This window comes from Pseudomonas sp. OST1909, from assembly GCF_015277575.1.
Taxonomy (GTDB): domain Bacteria; phylum Pseudomonadota; class Gammaproteobacteria; order Pseudomonadales; family Pseudomonadaceae; genus Aquipseudomonas; species Aquipseudomonas synxantha_A.
On sequence record NZ_CP063780.1, the window covers coordinates 1338414 to 1358407 of the forward strand.

At 61.2% G+C, this 19994-nt stretch carries 17 protein-coding genes; 7 read left to right on the forward strand and 10 right to left on the reverse strand.

Going from position 1 to position 19994, the window contains the following annotated elements; translation table 11 throughout:
- Positions 1-9: 9 nt before the first annotated feature.
- Together IH404_RS05940 and IH404_RS05945 are read right to left on the reverse strand one after the other, a co-directional pair.
- Complete coding sequence (locus IH404_RS05940; RefSeq protein WP_122733930.1) at positions 10-1008, reverse strand: class I SAM-dependent methyltransferase; 999 nt, start codon at positions 1006-1008, stop codon at positions 10-12.
- A 30-nt stretch (positions 1009-1038) separates the two neighbouring features.
- Positions 1039-2004, reverse strand: coding sequence for a 2-hydroxyacid dehydrogenase (locus tag IH404_RS05945; RefSeq protein ID WP_194440652.1), 966 nt, complete (start codon positions 2002-2004; stop codon positions 1039-1041).
- 84 nt (positions 2005-2088) lie between these two features.
- Here IH404_RS05945 and IH404_RS05950 point away from each other — a divergent pair, with 84 nt between their 5' ends.
- The 5 genes from IH404_RS05950 (at position 2089) to IH404_RS05970 (ending at position 11246) form a co-directional block, all read left to right on the forward strand.
- Entirely contained in the window at positions 2089-2721 is a 633-nt protein-coding gene (locus IH404_RS05950) for a LysE family transporter (RefSeq protein ID WP_194440140.1), read from the forward strand.
- Between the two features lie 266 nt (positions 2722-2987).
- Positions 2988-4670: a fatty acid--CoA ligase gene (locus tag IH404_RS05955; protein WP_194440141.1), complete on the forward strand. Its 1683-nt coding sequence runs from the start codon at positions 2988-2990 to the stop codon at positions 4668-4670.
- 332 nt (positions 4671-5002) lie between these two features.
- Positions 5003-6862: a DUF1302 domain-containing protein gene (locus tag IH404_RS05960; RefSeq protein ID WP_122733928.1), complete on the forward strand. Its 1860-nt coding sequence runs from the start codon at positions 5003-5005 to the stop codon at positions 6860-6862.
- 42 nt (positions 6863-6904) lie between these two features.
- The gene (locus IH404_RS05965) at positions 6905-8269 is read left to right on the forward strand and encodes a DUF1329 domain-containing protein (RefSeq protein ID WP_005784906.1); all 1365 of its coding nucleotides are present in this window, start codon (positions 6905-6907) and stop codon (positions 8267-8269) included.
- A 244-nt stretch (positions 8270-8513) separates the two neighbouring features.
- The gene (locus IH404_RS05970) at positions 8514-11246 is read left to right on the forward strand and encodes a LuxR C-terminal-related transcriptional regulator (protein ID WP_194440142.1); all 2733 of its coding nucleotides are present in this window, start codon (positions 8514-8516) and stop codon (positions 11244-11246) included.
- Between the two features lie 12 nt (positions 11247-11258).
- Here IH404_RS05970 and IH404_RS05975 read toward each other — a convergent pair whose 3' ends face one another.
- The 4 genes from IH404_RS05975 to IH404_RS05990 are packed head-to-tail and all read right to left on the reverse strand — an operon-like array spanning position 11259 to position 14692.
- Positions 11259-11816: a PqiC family protein gene (locus IH404_RS05975; protein WP_032877738.1), complete on the reverse strand. Its 558-nt coding sequence runs from the start codon at positions 11814-11816 to the stop codon at positions 11259-11261.
- Positions 11817-11830: 14 nt separating this feature from the next.
- A complete protein-coding gene (locus IH404_RS05980; protein WP_122733924.1) occupies positions 11831-13480 on the reverse strand; it encodes an MlaD family protein in 1650 nt (549 codons plus the stop codon).
- Positions 13461-14105 carry a paraquat-inducible protein A gene (locus tag IH404_RS05985; protein WP_122733923.1) on the reverse strand — a complete coding sequence of 215 codons (645 nt, stop codon included), beginning with the start codon at positions 14103-14105 and terminating at the stop codon, positions 13461-13463. The genes IH404_RS05980 and IH404_RS05985 overlap by 20 nt, the downstream gene beginning before the upstream one ends.
- Positions 14102-14692, reverse strand: coding sequence for a paraquat-inducible protein A (locus IH404_RS05990; RefSeq protein WP_122733922.1), 591 nt, complete (start codon positions 14690-14692; stop codon positions 14102-14104). Before IH404_RS05990 ends, IH404_RS05985 begins: the two co-directional genes overlap by 4 nt.
- A gap of 148 nt (positions 14693-14840) precedes the next feature.
- Here IH404_RS05990 and IH404_RS05995 point away from each other — a divergent pair, with 148 nt between their 5' ends.
- Positions 14841-15485, forward strand: a complete 645-nt coding sequence (locus tag IH404_RS05995) for an MBL fold metallo-hydrolase (RefSeq protein WP_122733921.1) — start codon at positions 14841-14843, stop codon at positions 15483-15485.
- A gap of 177 nt (positions 15486-15662) precedes the next feature.
- Positions 15663-16433, forward strand: coding sequence for an OmpA family protein (locus IH404_RS06000; protein ID WP_122733920.1), 771 nt, complete (start codon positions 15663-15665; stop codon positions 16431-16433).
- A gap of 69 nt (positions 16434-16502) precedes the next feature.
- Here the strand turns inward: IH404_RS06000 and IH404_RS06005 are convergent, their stop codons facing one another.
- The 4 genes from IH404_RS06005 to IH404_RS06020 form a co-directional block, all read right to left on the reverse strand.
- The gene (locus tag IH404_RS06005; protein WP_005784922.1) at positions 16503-17084 is read right to left on the reverse strand and encodes a BON domain-containing protein; all 582 of its coding nucleotides are present in this window, start codon (positions 17082-17084) and stop codon (positions 16503-16505) included.
- A complete protein-coding gene (locus tag IH404_RS06010; RefSeq protein WP_007904374.1) occupies positions 17081-17674 on the reverse strand; it encodes a phosphoheptose isomerase in 594 nt (197 codons plus the stop codon). The genes IH404_RS06005 and IH404_RS06010 overlap by 4 nt, the downstream gene beginning before the upstream one ends.
- A gap of 93 nt (positions 17675-17767) precedes the next feature.
- Positions 17768-18139 (reverse strand): YraN family protein, encoded by a 372-nt coding sequence (locus IH404_RS06015; protein WP_005784926.1) that lies wholly within the window; start codon positions 18137-18139, stop codon positions 17768-17770.
- Positions 18139-19950 (reverse strand): penicillin-binding protein activator, encoded by a 1812-nt coding sequence (locus IH404_RS06020; protein WP_194440143.1) that lies wholly within the window; start codon positions 19948-19950, stop codon positions 18139-18141. Before IH404_RS06020 ends, IH404_RS06015 begins: the two co-directional genes overlap by 1 nt.
- Between the last annotated feature and the right edge of the window lie 44 nt (positions 19951-19994).

The window sequence follows — 19994 nt, forward strand, 5'->3', positions numbered from 1 at the left end:
AAACGCCCGTCAGGGGCGCTTGGCGCGGTAGATGCGAAAACCATTGCCTTCGGCCTTGATTGCGCAGATGCCCAAATGCTCTTCGATCAGCGGCTGATACTTCAGGAAGCTGTTGGCAACCAGGCGCAGTTCGCCACCTTTTGCCAGATGTTTGGCTGCTTTTCGCAGCAAGTTCTCCGTGGCGAAATAATCGGTATGCACCCCGACATGGAACGGCGGGTTGCTCAAAATCGCGTTCAACCCCATCGGCGCGGCATCGATTCCATCCCCGGTCAGTACCTCGGCTTCCAGGCCGTTCGCCGCCAACGTCAGCCGACTGCTGGCAGCCGCGAAGGCATCCACATCCAGCATGGTCACGGTGTTGTGCGGGTAGCGACGCTTGACTGCCGCCCCGAGTACACCGGCGCCGCAACCGAAATCGAGCAGATGCCCGCTGGGCAGCTTGTCCAGGTGCTCCAGCAGCAACTCGGTGCCGCGGTCCAGGCGGCCATGGCTGAACACTCCCGGCAAGCTCACCACCTTCAGCGGGCCTTCGGCCAGTGGTACATCGAAAACCTGTGCCAGACTCTCCAGTTCGACCGCTTGCGGGGCGTTGGCGACGGTAACTTGCCATAGCTGGCAATGCCGCGCGTTATCCAGCTTGCGCGGCTTGCCGAAGGGAATCATCTGCTTGGCGGCGCTTTCGATACCGCCTTTTTTCTCACCCACCAGAAACAACTCGGCGCCAGGCAGGCGAGCGGCCACGGTGTTGAGCAGGTAGTCGGTAAGGTCCTTGGACTTGGGCAGGAAGATCACCGCAGCATCGAAGGCGCGCTCGGGCACATTCACCCCGAACTGGCTACGCTCGGGAAACCGTGCATCAAGCGCGGCCTGGTCGCCGGCGTGCCAGCACCAGCCATGGGCGTTGGGCAAGCGCCCGAGCAAATCGTCAGCGGGCAAACCTGCCAGCAGCAGGTTGCCTTGAAAAAGTTCGGCCTGGCGAAGCAGTACTTCACTGCGCGGATCCATGGTCTGCTCCTTGAAAAGGGGCGCAGTTTATCAACTGACGACGCGCAGCGGGGCACCGCTGAAAAAGCCGCGGGCGTTTTCCGTCAGTTGGCCGACGATGCGTTGCCGCGCTTCGCGACTGCCCCAGGCGTTGTGAGGGGTGACAATCAACCGAGGAATATCGTCGGCCAGCAGCGGGTTGCCATTGATCGGCGGCTCCACACTCAACACGTCGGTCGCCGCGCCGCCCAGATGACCACTGCGCAACGCGTCCGCCAAGGCCTGTTCGTTGATCAAGCCACCACGGGCGGTGTTGACGATAAACGCGCCGGGCTTGAGCAGCGCCAGTTCACGGGCGCCGATAAAGTCGCGGGTGTGTTCATTGAGCGGGCAATGCAAGGTCAGCGCATCGACCTGGGCCAGCAGTTGATCCAGTGGCACGCGGTCGGAGCGGGCAGGGCGCCCGGGAATCGCGCCGAGTACCACGCGCATGCCGAAGGCTTCGGCCAGGCGCGCCACCGCGCTGCCCAGTTCGCCATGGCCGAGCAGGCCGAGGGTTTTGCCTTCCAGCTCGACAATTGGATGGTCCAGCAGACAGAACTGCCTGGCCTGCTGCCATTTGCCGGCGGCCACATCCTGTTGGTAGTCCTTCAAGCGCGTGGCGAGGTTGAGCAGCAGCATGATCGTGTGCTGGGCCACCGACGGCGTGCCGTAACCCTGGCAGTTGCTCACGGTGATGCCGTGGGCGCGGGCGGCTTCGAGGTCGATATTGTTGGTGCCGGTGGCTGAAACCAGGATCAGCTTGAGCTCGGGGCACGCCGCCAGGGTTTGCGCTGTGAGCGGGATTTTGTTGCTGATGGCGACTTGGGCACCCTGCAAGCGTTCCAGCACATTCTGTGGCGTGGTCTGCTCAAACAGCTGCAACTGGCTGAAGCAGTCGCGCAAACCGCTCAGGTCGAGGTCGCCCAAGTCCAGCGAAGGGTGGTCGAGGAAGACGGCGCGGCGATTGTTCATGATCAACTGTACCTTTTGCGACGAGGTTCGAAGGCGTAATCTTCCGAGCCTATCAGATGAAATAATCAGTTACTTAATGGAGTGAGCATGTACGTCGCCGAGTTTTTGACCGTAGCCTTGATTCACTTGTTGGCGGTGGCCAGCCCCGGCCCGGATTTCGCCGTGGTGGTCCGTGAGAGCGTGACCCACGGTCGCCGCGCCGGCACCTGGACGGCCCTGGGCGTCGGCACGGCGATTTTCGTGCATGTAGGTTATTCGTTGCTGGGCATTGGCTTGATCGTGTCCCAGTCCATCGTGTTGTTCAATGCGCTCAAATGGGCCGCAGCGGCGTACCTGCTGTATATCGGCTTCAAGGCCCTGCGTGCGCAGCCGGCCAGGCCCGCCGCCGAGGGCGAGTTGCACCGCGAAGCGGGCGAGCGCACTCCACGCGGCGCGTTTACCGCAGGCTTTGTGACCAATGGCTTGAACCCCAAGGCCACGCTGTTCTTCCTGTCGCTGTTCACCGTGGTGATCAACCCGCATACGCCACTGGCGGTACAAGCCGGTTATGGCGTGTACCTGGCGGTGGCGACTGCCTTGTGGTTTTGCCTGGTGGCCATGTTGTTCAGCCAGCAACGTGTGCGCGCCGGCTTTGCGCGCATGGGGCATTGGTTTGATCGAACCATGGGCGCGGTGTTGATTGCCATTGGTGTGAAGTTGGCGTTTACCAGCATGAAGTAATCAATTTTCTCAAGGGTACACAGCTCAAATGTGGGAGGGGGCTTGCTCCCGATAGCGGTGGATCAGCCAGCAAATACAGTGGCTGACACATCGCTATCGGGAGCAAGCCCCCTCCCACATTGGTCTTCCATAAGCTGCAGATACTGGCGCAAAGCTAGCATTTGCTGAGTTCCGCAAATCATTCCTTTGGCTGATTTGGTTGAAACATAAGCCCTCTACAGTGCAGGTCTTCAAGCCAAGACCGTGCAGTCATTAAAGGGATTCGTATGTTGCAGACCCGTGTTATCCCGCCCGCCGAAGGTGCGTACCAATACCCGCTGCTGATCAAGCGCCTGTTGATGTCCGGGACTCGCTACGAGAAGACCCGGGAAATCATCTACCGCGACAAGCTGCGCTACACCTACCCGACGCTGATCGAGCGCGTTGCGCGCCTGGCCAATGTGCTGACCGAAGCCGGGGTCAAGGCTGGTGATACCGTGGCGGTGATGGATTGGGACAGCCACCGTTACCTGGAATGCATGTTCGCCATTCCGATGATCGGCGCGGTGATCCACACCATCAACGTGCGCCTGTCACCGGAACAGATTCTCTACACCATGAACCACGCCGAAGACCGCTTCGTGCTGGTCAATAGTGAGTTCGTGGGGCTCTACCAGGCGATTGCCGGGCAGCTCACCACCGTCGACAAGACCCTGTTGATTACCGATGGTGACACCCACACCGCCGAACTACCCAACCTGGTCGGTGAGTACGAAACCCTGCTGGCCGCCGCCAGCCCCCAATACGACTTCCAGGACTTCGACGAAAACTCCGTCGCCACCACCTTCTACACCACCGGCACCACCGGTAACCCCAAAGGAGTGTATTTCACCCATCGCCAATTGGTGCTGCACACCATTGGCGTGGCGACCATCATGGGCAGCGTCGACAGCGTGCGTCTGTTGGGCACCAACGATGTGTACATGCCGATCACACCGATGTTCCACGTACACGCCTGGGGCCTGCCCTATGTGGCGACCATGCTCGGCTTGAAGCAGGTCTACCCCGGGCGCTATGACCCCGAATACCTGGTGCAGCTGTGGCGCAAGGAGAAGGTCACGTTCTCCCATTGCGTGCCGACCATCCTGCAAATGGTGCTCAACGCCAAGGCTGCCCAGGGCGTGGATTTTGGTGGGTGGAAAATCGTCATTGGCGGCAGCGCGCTCAACCGCTCGCTGTACGAAGCCGCCAAGGCCCGCGGCATTCAATTGACCGCCGCGTATGGCATGTCCGAGACCGGGCCGCTGGTATCGTGCGCACACCTCAATGAGGAGCTGATGGCCGGCAGCGAAGACGAACGCACCACCTATCGCATCAAGGCCGGTGTGCCCGGGCCGCTGGTGGAGGCGGCAATCATGGACACCGACGGCAATTTTCTCCCCGCCGACGGCGAAACCCAGGGCGAACTGGTGCTGCGCGCGCCCTGGCTGACCGAGGGGTATTACAACGAACCGCAAAAGGGCGCCGAGCTGTGGGCCGGCGGCTGGATGCACACCGGCGACGTTGCCACACTGGACGCGTTTGGTGTGATCGATATCCGTGATCGCATCAAGGATGTGATCAAGACCGGTGGGGAATGGATCTCGTCCCTGGCCCTCGAAGACCTGGTCAGCCGCCACCCGGCGGTACGCGAGGTCGCGGTGGTGGGCATCGCCGATCCGCAATGGGGCGAGCGCCCGTTCGCGTTGCTGGTGGTACATGAGGGCCATGGGATTGGTGCGCGGGAGCTCAAGGAGCACCTCAAGCCTTTTGTCGAATTGGGGCATTTGAGCAAGTGGGCGATTCCGAGCCAGATCGCCGTTGTTACTGAAATTCCCAAGACCAGCGTAGGCAAGCTCGACAAAAAACGTATCCGTATCGACATCATCGAATGGCAGGCCAACAACAGCACCTTCCTGTCTACGCTTTGATGCCCCTCGCCGCGCCCTTTCGGGCGCGGCACTGCTCTATCTCAAGCCTCTACTTGTGATTTGCCGAATTTCAGCCATTCTTCCCGCGTCGACCTTCGTCGGCGTGGCGAAAGGGTTGTGGCAGACAGGTTGGTGATGCAAATCACACTTTAGAGGGATCAAGCACTACCCCCCTCTGGCTATAGTCCCTTTCAGAGTTTTTCGCGGATGTTGCGCGTCGAGCCAGGGAGGCTTGGTTGCGTTTCGGCATTGGAATCGTTGTATCCCGGCCGTTACATCTGAAGAAAGGGCTCACTGCCATAACAATAAAATATGCACATGGAGTAGCGTCGATGACCCAAGTAAACCAGTTCTGGCGCCGGGCAAGACTGCCCCTGGCCGTCAGTCTCGCTTCTACGCTCGCCGGGCCTGCATTCGGCGTCAGTTTCAACATCGGTGAAATCGAAGGGAGCTTTGACTCCTCGCTTTCGGTGGGTGCGAGCTGGTCTACGGCCAAGCCCAATCGTGATCTGATCGGCGCCAACAATGGCGGCAAGGGCCTGTCCCAGACTTCCGATGACGGTCACCTGAACTTCAAGCGCGGCGAGACGTTCTCGAAGATCTTCAAGGGTATCCATGACCTGGAACTGAAGTACGGCGACACCGGCGTGTTTGTGCGCGGCAAGTACTGGTACGACTTTGAACTCAAGGACGAGAGCCGTCAGTTCAAGGACATCAGCGACAACAACCGCAAGGAAGGCGCCAAGTCTTCCGGCGGGCAGATTCTCGATGCGTTCGTCTACCACAACTACTCGATTGCCGATGCGCCGGGTTCCGTGCGTTTTGGCAAGCAGGTCGTGAGCTGGGGCGAGAGTACCTTCATCGGCGGCGGCATCAACTCCATCAACCCGATCGACGTGTCGGCGTTTCGTCGTCCGGGGGCCGAGATCAAGGAAGGCCTGATTCCGGTCAACATGTTCTACGTGTCCCAGACGCTCACCGACAACCTCTCGGCCGAAGCGTTCTACCAACTGGAATGGGACCAGACCGTCACCGATAACTGCGGCACCTTCTTCTCCCAGCCAGACGTGATCTCCGATGGCTGCAGCAATAACCTGCGGGTGTTGAACAAGCGCTCGACCATTCCTGGCGCGGCGCTGCCGACCCTGAATGCATTGGGTGTGGATGTGAACAGCGAAGGCGTGCTGGTGCGCCGTGGGCCGGACCGTGATGCGCGTGACAGCGGCCAGTTCGGTGTGGCCATGCATTACAACTTCGAACCGCTGGACACCGAGTTCGGCGCCTACTTCATGAACTACCACAGCCGTGCGCCGATCTTCAGTGCGCAGGGTGCGCCGTCTGCGGCCTACACCCGTCCGCTGGGGCCGCTGGGGGCACTGCGTCCACTGATCGTGGCGGGCAGTTCGAACTACTTCGTCGAGTACCCGGAAGATATTCGTCTCTACGGCTTGAGCTTCTCCACCACGCTGCCTACCGGCACCGCCTGGAGTGGTGAATTGAGCTATCGGCCGAATGCGCCGGTGCAGTTGAGTACCACCGACATTCTGTTTGCCGGTGTCACGCCGATTCCTGGCTTTGGCAATGCTTCGGTGCTCAAGGGCTCGCCGGGCCAGGACCTGCATGGCTACAACCGCAAGGAAGTCACCCAGTTCCAGACCACCTTTACGCACTTCTTCGACCAGGTGATGGGCGCCAGTCGCCTGACCACGGTCGGTGAAATCGGTGTGACCCATGTGGGTGGCCTGGAGAGCAAGTCCCAGGCCCGCTATGGCCGCGATCCGGTGTTCGGCCCAGGCACGCTACCGGGTGGGTTCTGCAACGCGCTGAACAACTCCACCGCCAACGGCGCCGGGCTGCCCAACGCTGCCGGCCTGAACACCAACTGCAACAACGACGGCTACACCACTGCAACGTCCTGGGGCTACCGCGCCCGTGCCATCTGGGAATACCCGGACGTGTTCGCTGGCGTGAACCTCAAGCCCAACGTGGCCTGGTCCCATGACGTCAAAGGTTACTCGCCAGGTCCCGGCGGCAACTTTGAAGAGGGTCGCAAGGCGGTCAGCCTGGGCCTGGATGCCGAGTACCAGAACACCTACACCGCGAGCCTGGCGTACACCAACTTCTTTGGTGGCAAGTTCAGCACCGTGGATGACCGCGACTTTGTCGCCTTGAGCTTCGGCGCCAACTTCTAAGCACACTCTTTTCAAGTGGCATGTATTCAGGAAGACCAGAGTATGAAAATAACTAAAAGTCTGTTGCACGTCGGTGTGCTTGGGCTGTCGATCCTGGCGAGCAACGTCATGGCGGCAGTCTCGGCGGATGAAGCTGCCAAGCTCGGTACTACCCTGACCCCGATGGGCGCCGAGATGGCGGGCAACGCGGCCGGCACCATCCCCAAATGGTCACCCTTGCCAACCAACGCAGGCGCTGTGGATGCCCGTGGCTTCCTGGCCAACCCATATGCCAGCGAACAACCGCAATTCACCATCACCGCGCAGAACGTCGAGCAGTACAAAGACAAACTGGCTCCAGGGCAGTACGCGATGTTCAAGCGTTACCCGGACAGCTTCAAGATGCCGGTCTACCCGACTCATCGCGGTGCCACGGTGCCGGCTGACGTGTTCGCCGCCATCAAGAAAAACGCCACCACCACCAACCTGGTGTCCGGCGGCAACGGTCTGGAAAACTTCGAGACCGCCGTGCCGTTCCCGATTCCCAAAACCGGCGTTGAAGTCATCTGGAACCACATCACCCGTTATCGCGGCGGCAGCGTAACCCGTCTGGTCACCCAGGCCACGCCGCAAACCAACGGTTCCTACAGCCTGGTGTACTTCCGCGATCAGTTTGTGTTTCGCGACAAGATGAAGGATTTCGATCCGAAAAACCCGGGCAACATCCTGTTCTACTTCAAGCAGCAAGTCACCGCGCCAGCGCGTCTGGCCGGTGGTGTACTGCTGGTGCACGAAACCCTGGACCAGGTGAAGGAACCGCGTTCGGCGTGGGTCTACAACGCGGGCCAGCGCCGTGTGCGCCGGGCCCCGCAAGTGTCCTATGACGGGCCGGGTACTGCTGCCGATGGCCTGCGCACCTCCGACAACCTCGACATGTACAACGGTGCGCCGGATCGCTACGACTGGAAGCTGGAAGGCAAGAAAGAAATCTACATCGCCTCCAACAGCTACAAGATCGACGATCCGAAGCTCAAGTACGCCGACATCATCAAGGCCGGCCACATCAACCAGGACCTGGCGCGTTACGAGCTGCGCCGCGTCTGGCACGTGGTCGCCACCTTGAAGGAAGGCCAGCGCCACATCTACGCCAAGCGTGACTTCTTCATCGACGAAGACACCTGGCAAGCGGCGGTGATCGACCACTACGACGGCCGTGGCCAACTGTGGCGGGTTGCCGAAGCCCATGCCGAGAACTACTACGACAAGCAAGTGCCGTGGTACGCCCTGGAAACCCTGTACGACCTGCAGTCCGGCCGTTACCTGGCCCTGGGCATGAAGAACGAAGAGAAACAGGCTTATGACTTCGGCTTCACCGCCACCACCAGCGACTTCACCCCAGCGGCCCTGCGCCAGGATGGTGTTCGCTAACCTGTAGGAGCGAGCTTGCTCGCGAAGGTCGCCAACGAGAACGCGCCCATCCTGGATGGGCGCGTTTTTTTTGAGTGCTTCGCGAGCAAGCTCGCTCCTACTTCTTGCTTGGCGGCTGGAAGGGATATTTTTTGTCGCAGTTCTTTTTCAGCCAATTGTTGCAAAGATCTACAATCCCGCCGCTTTTACCGCTAGTCTGCGGACATCTGCAATGCCGACAACAGCCTTCCACAAGAGCCCGGCGATGACTGATCTGTCCCGAATCCAAGGGCCTGCCAGTGTGGTGATACCAACCCTGGAAGGCCGCTTCTACAGGCCCCCATTGCCTGACGGCTACGTGCTGCGCCCGCGCCTGTGCCAACGGTTGAACGCGGGCCTGGACGGGCGATTGTTGCTGGTCTGCGCACCGGCGGGGTTCGGCAAGAGCTCGTTGGCGGTGGAGTTCTGCCAGGGCCTGCCGGCCCACTGGCAAAGTCTGTGGCTGGGCCTGAGCCCACGGGACAATGACCCCGGCCGCTTCCTGGAGCGATTGCTCGACGGCTTACAGCACTATTTTCCGCAGTTGGGCGCCCAATCCCTGGGTTTGCTGAAAATGCGTCAGCGTCATCAACCCTTTGCCTTTGAAGAATGGCTGGACGGCCTGCTCGATGAGCTGGCGGAGCATCTGTCCACGCGTTCGCCGCTATTGCTGGTGCTGGATGACTACCACCTGGCCCAGGGCCCGGTGCTGGATCGTTGCCTGCAATTTTTCCTCAATCATTTGCCCGACGGTCTGCTGGTACTGGTCACCAGCCGGCAGCGTCCGGACTGGCACCTGGCGCGCCTGCGTTTGTCGCGGCATCTGCTGGAGCTGCATGAACAAGACCTGCGCCTGACTCACGACGAATCCCTGGCCGTGCTGGATGGGCACAGCAGCGCGTTAGGCGGCGAAGCGTTGGAAAACCTGATCCGCCGCAGCGAGGGCTGGGTCGCCGGCCTGCGCTTCTGGTTGTTGGCAGCGTCCGAGGCCGGTGGCAATGAGGGGGCTTTGCCCCAAAGCCTGCACGGTGGCGAAGGGTTGATTCGTGATTACCTGCTTGAAGAGGTCATCGACTGCCTGCCTGCCGATGTGCAAGCGTTCCTGTACGACACTGCTCCCCAGGAGCGTTTTTGCAGCGATTTGTGCGACGCGGTCCGCGAAGCCCATGACAGCGCCGAAATCCTGAATTATTTGCAGGCCCATCAGGTTTTCCTGGTGCCGCTGGATGAACAGGGCCACTGGTACCGGTATCACCATTTGTTTTCCGACCTGCTGCGTACCCGCCGCGAGAAGAGCACCACATTGCCGCCTGCCAGCTTGCACTTGCGCGCCTGCCGCTGGTTCAACGCCCAGGGGTTGATCGACGAGGCAGTAGAGCAGGCGCTGCGGGCCGGCCATTTGGACGTGGCGGCGAACCTGGTCCAGAACCTGTCCGAAGAGCAACTGTTGGCAGAGCAGAATGTTGGCATGTTGCTGCGCTGGAAGATGGACTTGCCCGACAGCCTGCTGATCAGCACGCCGCGCTTGATCGTGCTCTACAGCTGGGCATTGGGCCTGGCGTGCCAATTGGACGCGGCCCAGGAGCTTTCCAGCTACCTCAGTCGCTTCCTGCCGGCACCCTCGGCGACCGCGCAAAGGTCGATGTTGGCCCAGTGGCTGGCGTTGAGCGGGATCATTGCCCGTGGGCGCGGGGACCGCGAATTGACCCAGCGCTATTGCAACGAGGCATTGGAAAGCCTGCCGCAAAAGCGCTACGGCCAGCGTCTGATGTGCCTGTCGACCCTGTCCAACCTGGCGATTGTCGATGCCGACCTGTGGCGCGCCCGCGGTTTGAACCGCGAATCCCTGGAGCTGGCGCAGCGCGTTGGTAATCCGTTGTTTGAAGCCTTGGCCCATTACGACCGGGCGCGGGTGTTGCAGTCACGCGGCGAAATCCTGCGCTCCCTGGACGAAGTGCGCCAGGGCCTGGAACGCTTGCACGGTCTGGCGCCCCAGCGCCTGTATGCGGTGCGTGCGCGGTTGTCGCTCTACGAAGGTTACCTGCTGCTGGCGCGTTACCAGCCCGAAGCCGGCCTTGTGCGTTTGCGCGCCGGCCTGGCCGAAGCCCGTGCCTGCCGGGATATCAGCGTGCTGATCGGGCATTGCGTGATCGCCAACTTTGAAGGGCGGCGCGGCCAGTTTTCCAATGCCTTTGCCGAGCTGGCCGAGGCCGAGCGCTTGATGCACATCTGGGACGTGCCGCCGATCTATTACCTGGCGATGATTACGTTGATCAAATGCGAGCTATGGCTGGCCCAGGGCCGTACCGAGCTGGCGGACGCCTGGCTGACCAGGCTGGGGCAGACCTACAACGGCGAGCACGCCGCTGCCGCGCCGGAGTTCCACCCACACCTGCCACAACATATCGAACTGCAACAAGCTGCGCTTGATGCCATACGCCATCAGCCCGACACCGCGTTGCAACGCCTGGAAGCATTGGCGCAACAGTCCCGGAACAGTGGGCGACAGATGATTGCCTTGATGGCGCTGACCCAGCAGGCACAGCTTCTGTTGGCGGGCGGCCAGGAGGCCAAGGCCGGACAGGTATTGGCCCGTGCACTTGAAGCAGGCTCGGGCGGCGCGTTGCAGCCGTTCCAGCGGTTGCTGGAGGGCTACCCGGACTGGATGCGCGAGCAGTTGGGCAAAGATTCCCATGGTCTGCTGAACCAGAGCTTGCTGGCGCTGCTGCCCCAAGTCAGCGTGGTCCAGGCCCCGGCTCATCAGGAAACCCTGAGTACGCGAGAGCTGGCGGTGCTGCAACTGATTGCCCAAGGCTGTTCAAACCAGGAAATCAGCAACCAGCTGTTTATTTCCTTGCATACCGTCAAGACCCACGCCAGCCATATCAACAGCAAGCTCGGCGTGGAGCGCCGAACCCAGGCAGTGGCGCGAGCCAAGGCCATGGGCTTGCTGGTCTGAGCCCAGCGCAGTTTATGGCGCGGCAGGGCAGCCTTTGAGTGACGTGCCGATGGTTTGATTGATCAGTGCCGCGAACCGCTTGAGGTTGTTCTGATGCGCCACCACCAGGTCGTCGATGCCAGGCCCCGCGGGTGACTGCAAGGTGCTGCGACAAGTCAGGGCAGGGCGGTCGCCATTGATCTGGCGCAGGCGCCAGCGCACGTCGAGCAGCGCGTACTGCCCGGGGACCGAGTCAAAGCGCTGCACTTCAAGGCGCAGGGCCACGGCGTGGCGCGGATCGCTATTGGCCAATTGATCCACCAGCGCGCTCCTGAGTTCGTCAGCGAGGCTGGCCGCCCACCACTGGGTTTCAAGAATCGCCAACCCACTGTCACCCTGGCGCACCACTATCTGCGCGCGGTCGACCTGGGGCGGCACGCTGAGGCTTTCAATCCGTACACCACCGGCATCTGCGCGTGAGCTGTTGCTCGCATGTGCCGGGGTCAGGGTGTGGAAGGCGATGGGGTCACTGCGACAGGCCGCGAGCAACAGCATCGTGGTCAGCAGTGTGATCTTCAACGGCGACGTCATGGCGGCTCCAATGGTCATTTGCGGGGTGGCCCTTGCAGGTCGTTCGGCGCGGCGTTATCAGGACGACCGCGAATCAGCGACTCCGGATGCCGGCCCAGGTAATCGGACAGCTCGCGCAAGGAGCGCGACATGCGTGCCAGTTCATCCAGGGTCTGGGTCAGTTGTTCACGCTGGGGTGAGTCTTCTGCCAGGGTTGAGCTGGCCGATTGCAGGGTCTTGCTCACGTCGGCCAGTGTCGTCTGCACACCCGGCAGTGTCTTGGCGTTGAATTGCGCCAGGCCCTTGCGCAGTTCGACCAGGCTGGCGTCGAGGTTGCCGGCAATCCGCTCGACCGGCAGTTGGCTGAGCTTGTTGACGATACCTTCGAACTTCTCCTGCAGTTGTTCCAGGTTGCCCGGGATGGTGGGAATGCCCACGGGGCGCTGGTTCGGGTCGAACGCCACTTTCTCGGCCTTGGGGTAGAAGTCCAGGGCGATGTACAACTGGCCGGTCAGCAGGTTACCGCTGCGGGCCTGGGCGCGCAGGCCGTTTTCGATGAAGCTGCCGATCAGGCGCACGCCGGCCGCTTCATCGTCAGGGTTATTGTTCATGGCCTTGAGCAGCTTGGTATGGGCCGCGCCGAGCAGTTGCGGATAGATCACGATGCCGACATTGACCGGGAAGCTGCGTTTCTTCGCATCGAAGTCCAGATTGATCGACACCACCTTGCCGAACTCGACGCCGAGGAACTCCACCGGTGCGTCGACTTTCAGCCCACGCAGGGCCTGATCAAAGCGCAGGACCATGTATTGCCCCTTGCCATTGGGCGGGGCGAGGGCGCTTTGCTGGTCTTCGAACAATTCAAAGCCGCGATTTTCCTCGGCCGGCTTGTCGTTGGGGTTGTAGGGTGGGGCCCGGAAGGAGATCCCGCCCATCAGCATGGACGACACCGATTCGGTCTTCAGCGCAAAACCATTGGCACCGACGCTCAGATCGACACCGCTGGCATTCCAGAACCGCGTGTTCTCGGTGACATACCCATCATTGGGCGCGTGTATGAAGACTTCGACATTCACGCCCTTGCCTTCACTGTCCAGCTCATAAGCCACCACCTGGCCTACCGGGATTTTGCGGTAATAGACCGGCGAGCCGATGTCCAGGGAGCCCAGCGTCTGCGTGTGCAGGGTGAAGCGCTTGCCGGGCTCGCCATAGGTGATGGGTGGCGGGTTTTCCAGGCCGGTGAAATGTTTGGCGCGGGTTTCGGACTGGCCGATATCCGCGCCGATGTAGTCGCCGGACAGCAGCGTGTCGATACCGGATACGCCGCCTGCGCCGATACGTGGGCGTACCACCCAGAATTTGGAGTCTTCGCGGGTGAAGCTTTCGGCCTGTTTGGACAGTTCGATGGTGGCGTTGACACTTTTCTGGTCACCACTCAAGGCCACGGCCGTCACCTGGCCGATCACCACATTGCGGTACTTGACCTCGGTCTTGTTGGCGACCAGCCCGCTGCCGGTCTTGAAGTTGAGGACGATGGTCGGCCCCTGCTGAAGCACGCTGTGGACCACCAGCGAGATACCTACCAGGACGGCGACAATCGGCACGATCCAAACCAGCGAGACACTGAAGCGACGCGTCTTGATCGCGGGTTGCCCCGCAGGGGTGTCAGCCTTGGATGCGCTCATCCGCGGTCTCCTCGTTATGTGGGTTTTCCCAGATTAGCCGGGGATCAAAACTCATGGCCGCGAGCATGGTAAATACCACCACCAAGCCAAAAAACAGAATGCCCAGGCGCGGTTCGATCGTGCCCAGGGCTTGAAACTTAACCAGCGCGGCCACCAGTGCGACCACGATGACATCCAGCATCGACCAATAGCCGATCAGCTCGATAAACCGAAACAGCTTCGAGCGTTCCTTGCGCGCCCACTGGCTGTTGCGCTGCACGGTGATCAGCAGCAGCCCCAGTGACAGGAACTTGATGCCCGGCACGGCAATGCTGGCGATGAAAATGATCAGGGCAATGTCCCAGGCGCCATGCTGCCAGAACTCCAGCACGCCGCTCATGATGGTGCTGTCTGCGCCGGAGCCGAGCATGGTGGTGTTCATCACCGGCAGCAAATTGGCCGGTATGTAAAAGGCGAGGGCGGTGAGCAAGTAGGCCCAGGTGCGTGTCAGCGATTGCGTTTTGCGCCGGTGCAAGGGCGCGCCGCAGCGCTCGCATTCAGTGGGCTCCAGGCGCATGTCGCAGGCCTGGCCGCAGGTATGGCACAGGCACAGGTTGAGCTCGCGGGCGGTGGGCGGTGAATTCATACGGTGTCCCACAGGTCGCGGACATCGCGTCCGGCAATGCGGATCAGCAACAGGCTGAGGGCGGCCAGGGCAAACAGGCCGGTACCGGGGATCACATCCAGCATACCCGCCAGTTTGAACACGGCAACCATGGCGCCCAGCAGGCAGACTTCCAGCATACTCCAGGGCCTGAGCGCTTCCAGCCAGCGCATGCACAGTTTGAACGCCGGCGAGCGCTTGCCGGTCAAGGCGAAACTCAGCACCCAGATCAGCAAGACCAGCTGAAACACCGGCGCGATGATGATGGAGATCGCCGCCACCAACGCAATGAACGTGATCGGCCCCAGGCTCAGCGCCACCACCGAATCCCACAGCGTCGCACTGTTTTTCAAGCCCTGCAGGCTGATGCTCATCACCGGATAAAAGTTGGCAAAGGTCCACAGCACTGCCGCGGTCACCGTCAGCGCGAGGCGTTGTTGCACCGACAGGCCGTTATAGCGCTGCAGCACACCCGAGCACTGCACACACAGGGCTTTTTGATGTTTGGCGAGCGTGACCTTTTCGTACACGCAGTCGCAGTGCTCGCAGATGATCTGTTGATTCGCCATGGGTGTTGCTCCAAATGCGACGGACTGCAGCGGGGGATGGCGCTTGTGTAGCTTAGCAGCGGATACACCGCCGAATCGATCCCTTCCAGAGTGGGGGCACCTCCACCATACTGCACTTGGAACGCGCCAGAGAGCTTGCAGGACACTCATGACTACCGAAAAAACACCGCTGATTCGCGAAACCTTCCCCGTCGGCCCGTTGCAGTGCAACTGCACCATCATTGGCGACCCGATCACGAAAAAAGCCATCGTAGTCGACCCCGGCGGAAATCACGAATTGATCCTGGCGCGTCTTGATGCGTTGGGTCTGAAGGTGGTGAGCATTATCCACACCCATGCTCACCTGGATCACTTCCTGGCCTCCGGCCAATTGAAAGAAAAAACCGGAGCCACGCTGCACCTGCACAAAGATGATCAATTTCTATGGGACAACCTGGAAATGCAATGCCAGATGTTTCGCGTGCCCTATGTGCCGGTGCCGTCGCCGGATCGCTGGCTGGAACACGATGAAGAATTGGCCTGTGGATGTGGCGTTGCCTTGCACACCCCCGGGCATACGCCGGGTTCGATGAGCTTCTGGTTTGCCGATGCCAGGCTGCTGATTGCCGGCGACACCCTGTTCCGGCGCGGCGTTGGGCGCACGGACTTGTGGGGCGGCGACCAGGCGACGATCGTGCGGTCGATCAAGCAGCGCTTGTATACGCTGGATGAGCGCGCGACAGTGGTGACAGGGCATGGGCCGGATACGTTACTGGGCGATGAGATGCGAGAGAATCCTTTCGTGCGTGCGTGATGGGTTGTCGGCGCTGATACAAGTCGGTACAGACACGCAGGCACAGGCTCTAGCCAAAGACAGCTATGCTTTGCGTACCCCCCACGGAATTTTTGCCGCTTGTCGCGTTCCAAACTCGGCACAGGTCCATTGCCAATGTCCTCTGCATCACAGAATGCAAAAGTAGGAGCTCCCTTCATGTTTACTCCGCGTCGTCTGCTTGTTGTCGCTACCGCCGTAGCCCTGTTGTCTGGCTGTGCCTCACCTAATCCTTATGACGGCAGCCAGGGACAGGCCGGCAATGGTTCTGAAAGCGGTATGAGCAAGACCGCCAAGTACGGCGGCCTCGGCGCGCTCGCCGGTGCATTGGCCGGTGCGGCCATCGACCATAACAACCGTGGCAAGGGCGCGCTGATTGGCGCCGTCGTTGCAGGTGCCGGTGCCGCAGGCTATGGCTACTACGCCGACCAGCAAGAGAAAAAGCTGCGCGAAAGCATGGCCAACACCGGTGTGGAAGTGCAGCGTCAGGGTGACCAGATCAAGCTGATCATGCCGGGCAACATCACCTTCGCCACCAACTCCGATGCGATCTCCAGCAGCTTCTACCAGCCGCTGAACAACCTGGCCAACTCCCTCAAGCAGTTCAACCAGAACACTATTCAGATCGTCGGCTACACCGATAGCACCGGCAGCCGCCAACTGAACATGGACCTGTCCCAGCGCCGTGCGCAGAGCGTGGCCAACTACCTGACTTCCCAGGGTGTCAGTGCTGCCAACCTGAGTGCTCGCGGTGCCGGCCCGGATAACCCGATTGCCAGCAATAGCGACGTGAATGGCCGTGCCCAGAACCGTCGTGTCGAGGTCAACCTCGGCCCGATCCCTGGCCAGCAATACGGCCAGCCTGGTCAGCAGCAGGCGCCACAGCAGAACAACCAGTTCCAAGGCAATCCGTACCAGCAATACCAGTAAACGCTAGGCACTAAAAAGGGCGCCGTGCAGTCAATGCACGGCGCCCTTTTTTGTGGCTGTGTGTCTACATCAGTCGATGTATTCGAACACCTTCACGATCTTCTGTACGCCCGACACGCCCTGCACCAGGTTGGCGGCGCGGGTCGCTTCGGCCTGGGTCAGCAGGCCCATCATGTAGACGATGCCGTTATCGGTAACGATCTTGATGCGCGAGCCCGGCACCGCGCTGTCGGTGAGCATCTGCGCCTTGATCTTGGTGGTCAGCAGCGCATCGTTGCTGATGGCCAGCAGGGTGATCGGGTCCATGACCTGCAGCTCGTTATGGACTTTCTTGACTCGTTGCACGCCCGCAGCGGCTTGTTCAGCCTGGGCCTTGAGGTCGGCGCGCGGGGTTTGCCCGGCCAGCAGGACGACGCCGTTGAAGCTGGTCACCACAATGCGCGAGGCGCCGTTGCCCAGATCTGTGGCGGCCTTGGCGACATTGACCTTGACCTTGGTTTCGATCAGCGAATCATCGATGGTGCTGCCGAAAGTACGCGTGCCCCGGTCGTCCTGGATGGGGGTGTCCCGTGTAGCGGTGATTGCCGAGCTGCAGCCGCTGATGGCAAGGCACAGCGTAATGGCCAAAAGGCTGAGGCGGTTAACGGTCATTCTTCACTCCCGAACAGTTGGCTGTCGATCAGATCGCACAGGCAGTGGATCGCCAGCAGGTGGACTTCCTGAATGCGTGCAGTGACATTGGCCGGGACGCGAATCTCCACGTCCTCAGGCAGCAGCAGCGAAGCCATGCCGCCACCATCGCGACCGGTCAAGGCTACGACAATCATTTCACGATCATGTGCGGCCTGGATCGCTTGAATAATATTCGCCGAGTTGCCGCTGGTGGAAATCGCCAGCAACACATCGCCCGGCTGGCCGAGGGCGCGGATCTGCTTGGAGAAGATTTCGTTGTAGCTGTAGTCGTTGGCAATCGAAGTGATTGTCGACGAGTCGGTGGTCAAGGCAATGGCCGGCAGGCTCGGACGCTCGCGCTCGAAGCGGTTGAGCAGCTCGGAAGAGAAATGCTGGGCATCGCCAGCCGAACCACCGTTACCGCAAGAAAGCATTTTGCCTTCGTTGAGCAAGGCGTTGACCATGACCTGACTGGCTTGCTCGATGTGCGGTGCAAGTACGTCCATCGCCTGTTGCTTGGTGTCGATGCTGGCCTGGAAAAGCTGGCGAATTCGGGATTGCATGTCCATCTGTGTGACCTTAAGTAGCGCGGCTGTTTGGCACAGGTAATGTGCAGCCCGCAATGCAAAGAGCAAAAGTGTGTGGTGAAGGTGCCGGGTGCGTCAGCTGTCGAAGGCATCTTTGAGCCAGTTCAGATCAGCAGGACCCGACGGTGTGCTTTCTATGGCGACCACATCGAAACGGCAGGGGCTGTCAGCCCAGCGATGCTCTTTTAGCAGAAAAAACTGCGCGGCGAGTATCAGTTTCTGACGCTTGCGCCCGTCGATACTGGCGAGCGCGCCACCCCATTGTGCGTGTTTTCTGTAGCGGACTTCGACGAATACTACTGTATCGCCGTCAAGCATGACCAGATCAAGCTCGCCGCGTTTACATAACCAGTTCTGCGCCAGAAGGCGCAGACCCTGTTGTTGCAGATATTTCAGCGCTTGAAGTTCGGCATCCTTGCCGCTTTGTGCGCTGGACCGCTCGGGCATCAGCGTGGGGTATCGGGCAGGCGCTGAATGGCGCCGCCGACGAACTTCGCCCATGGCATCTGGCGGTCAACGCGCTGGTTGGCGCTGATGCCCAGGTTGCCCGAGAGACCGTCGACACGGGTGTCCGGCAATGCCTTGAGTTGGCCCAGGCGCGGTGCCAGGCGGTAGGCGTCGACGCCCATCGCGTACAGGCGGCCCAGGCTGCCATTGGCTTGCGGCCATTGCGCGGCGACCTGGTTGCGCAGCGGGTCGGTGGTGTCAAGCAGCCAAGGGGTTTCGCAGAACATCACGTTGGTCATGTCCAGATACTGGTTGCGGTCGCCGCTGGCACTGAAGACATGGGACGTGGCGTAGACCGGCACATCGCCGGCGTACTGGAAGTTCAGGGTCGGCTTGATCTGCTGGGCCAGTTGCGGGGTGACCGCCAGGAAGATGAACTCGATGTCCTGGCGACGTGAAGGCTGGGCGGCAACGTCGGTGCCGACCGTGCTTTGCAGGCTCTTGGCGCGACCTTCGCTTTTACGCAACTGGAACAGGTCGGCGATCTGCTGGGCCAGTGCCACTGGCTGATCGACATACTCAACGCCCATCACAGTGCCGCCATTGGCTTCCCAATCCTGGCGGAAGGCCTTGTAGACACGCTCGCCCCATTCGCCACGGGGCACCATGGCGGCGGCGCGATGCAGGCCATCGGCACGGGCACGGCGCGAGACTTCACGGGCTTCGTCTTCAGCGGCCAGGCCGAACTGGAACAGTTGCGCCGGGCCTTGATCGGTCTCGCTGTAGTTCAGCGCCAGGGTGGTGATCGGCAATTGCGGGCGTGCACTGAGTTGCTTGACCAGCGGTTTTTCCAGCGGGCCGACCACCAATTGCACGCCGGCGGCCTGGGCCTTGGCGTAGAAGTCGTCGAGGGAGGTCATGCGCGAGCTGTCGTAGAACTCGATGACCGGCGCCTTCTGCCCGGCCTGTTCGGCCTGGTAGTGAGCCGCCATGAAACCTTCTCGCAATGCCTTGCCGACCGAAGCCAATGGGCCTTCCTGCGGGAGCAGCACGGCGATCTTGTTCAGGGGCTGGCTGGCCAGCTCCTTGAGCCTGGTCAATGGCGTCGGCAGTTGCACCGCTGCCGGGTGGCCCGGGTTCTGCGCGCGCCAGGTATCGATAGCGGCCTGTTGTTGCTCCAGGGTGCCGGCGCCCTTGACCGCCTGGGCCAGGTTCACCCAGCCATCGAGTGTCGGGTTGCCGGTGGCCTGCAACTGTTCGGCCGGCAGCGCGGCAATCAGCACCCAGATGGCTTCGTGGTTGCTTGCAGCGGCATCGCCGGTCAGCAGCGGCGCCATGGCAACCCGCTCGCGAGCGGCGGCCAGGGTCTGGCCGTCGGCTTCGTAAGCGCGGGCGTGCACGGTGCCGGTGCGGATCTGCTGGTCTGCCGGCAGCTCCTTCAGGCTTTGCAGGCTGGGATGGTTCAGCGCCGCCAATGCCGCCTTGGGCTGGTTGCGAGTCATCGCCAGTTCGGCGGCCAGGGTGCTGGCAAATATCTGCGCGGCGGGTTTGAGGACGTCCAGGGGCACCTGCGCAAGGATCTGCGACGAGCGGCCGGCATTGTTCTGCTGGTAGGCCAGGTCTGCCGCACTCAGGCGCAGCATGGCGGCCTTTTCCGGTGTGTTGGCGTTCGTTGCCTGTTCGAGCAGTTGCTCGATACTGGCATCCGGAGTCCGTGGCAGGTCGCCAAGGCTGGACGAGGGCGAGCTGGCACACGCGGCCAGCAAGGCAGCGAGGCAGAGGGCGGAGAGCAGCCGCAGGCAAGCGATCATGTAAGTGTTCCTGATACCGATCAAATTAGCGTGGAAGTGTACCC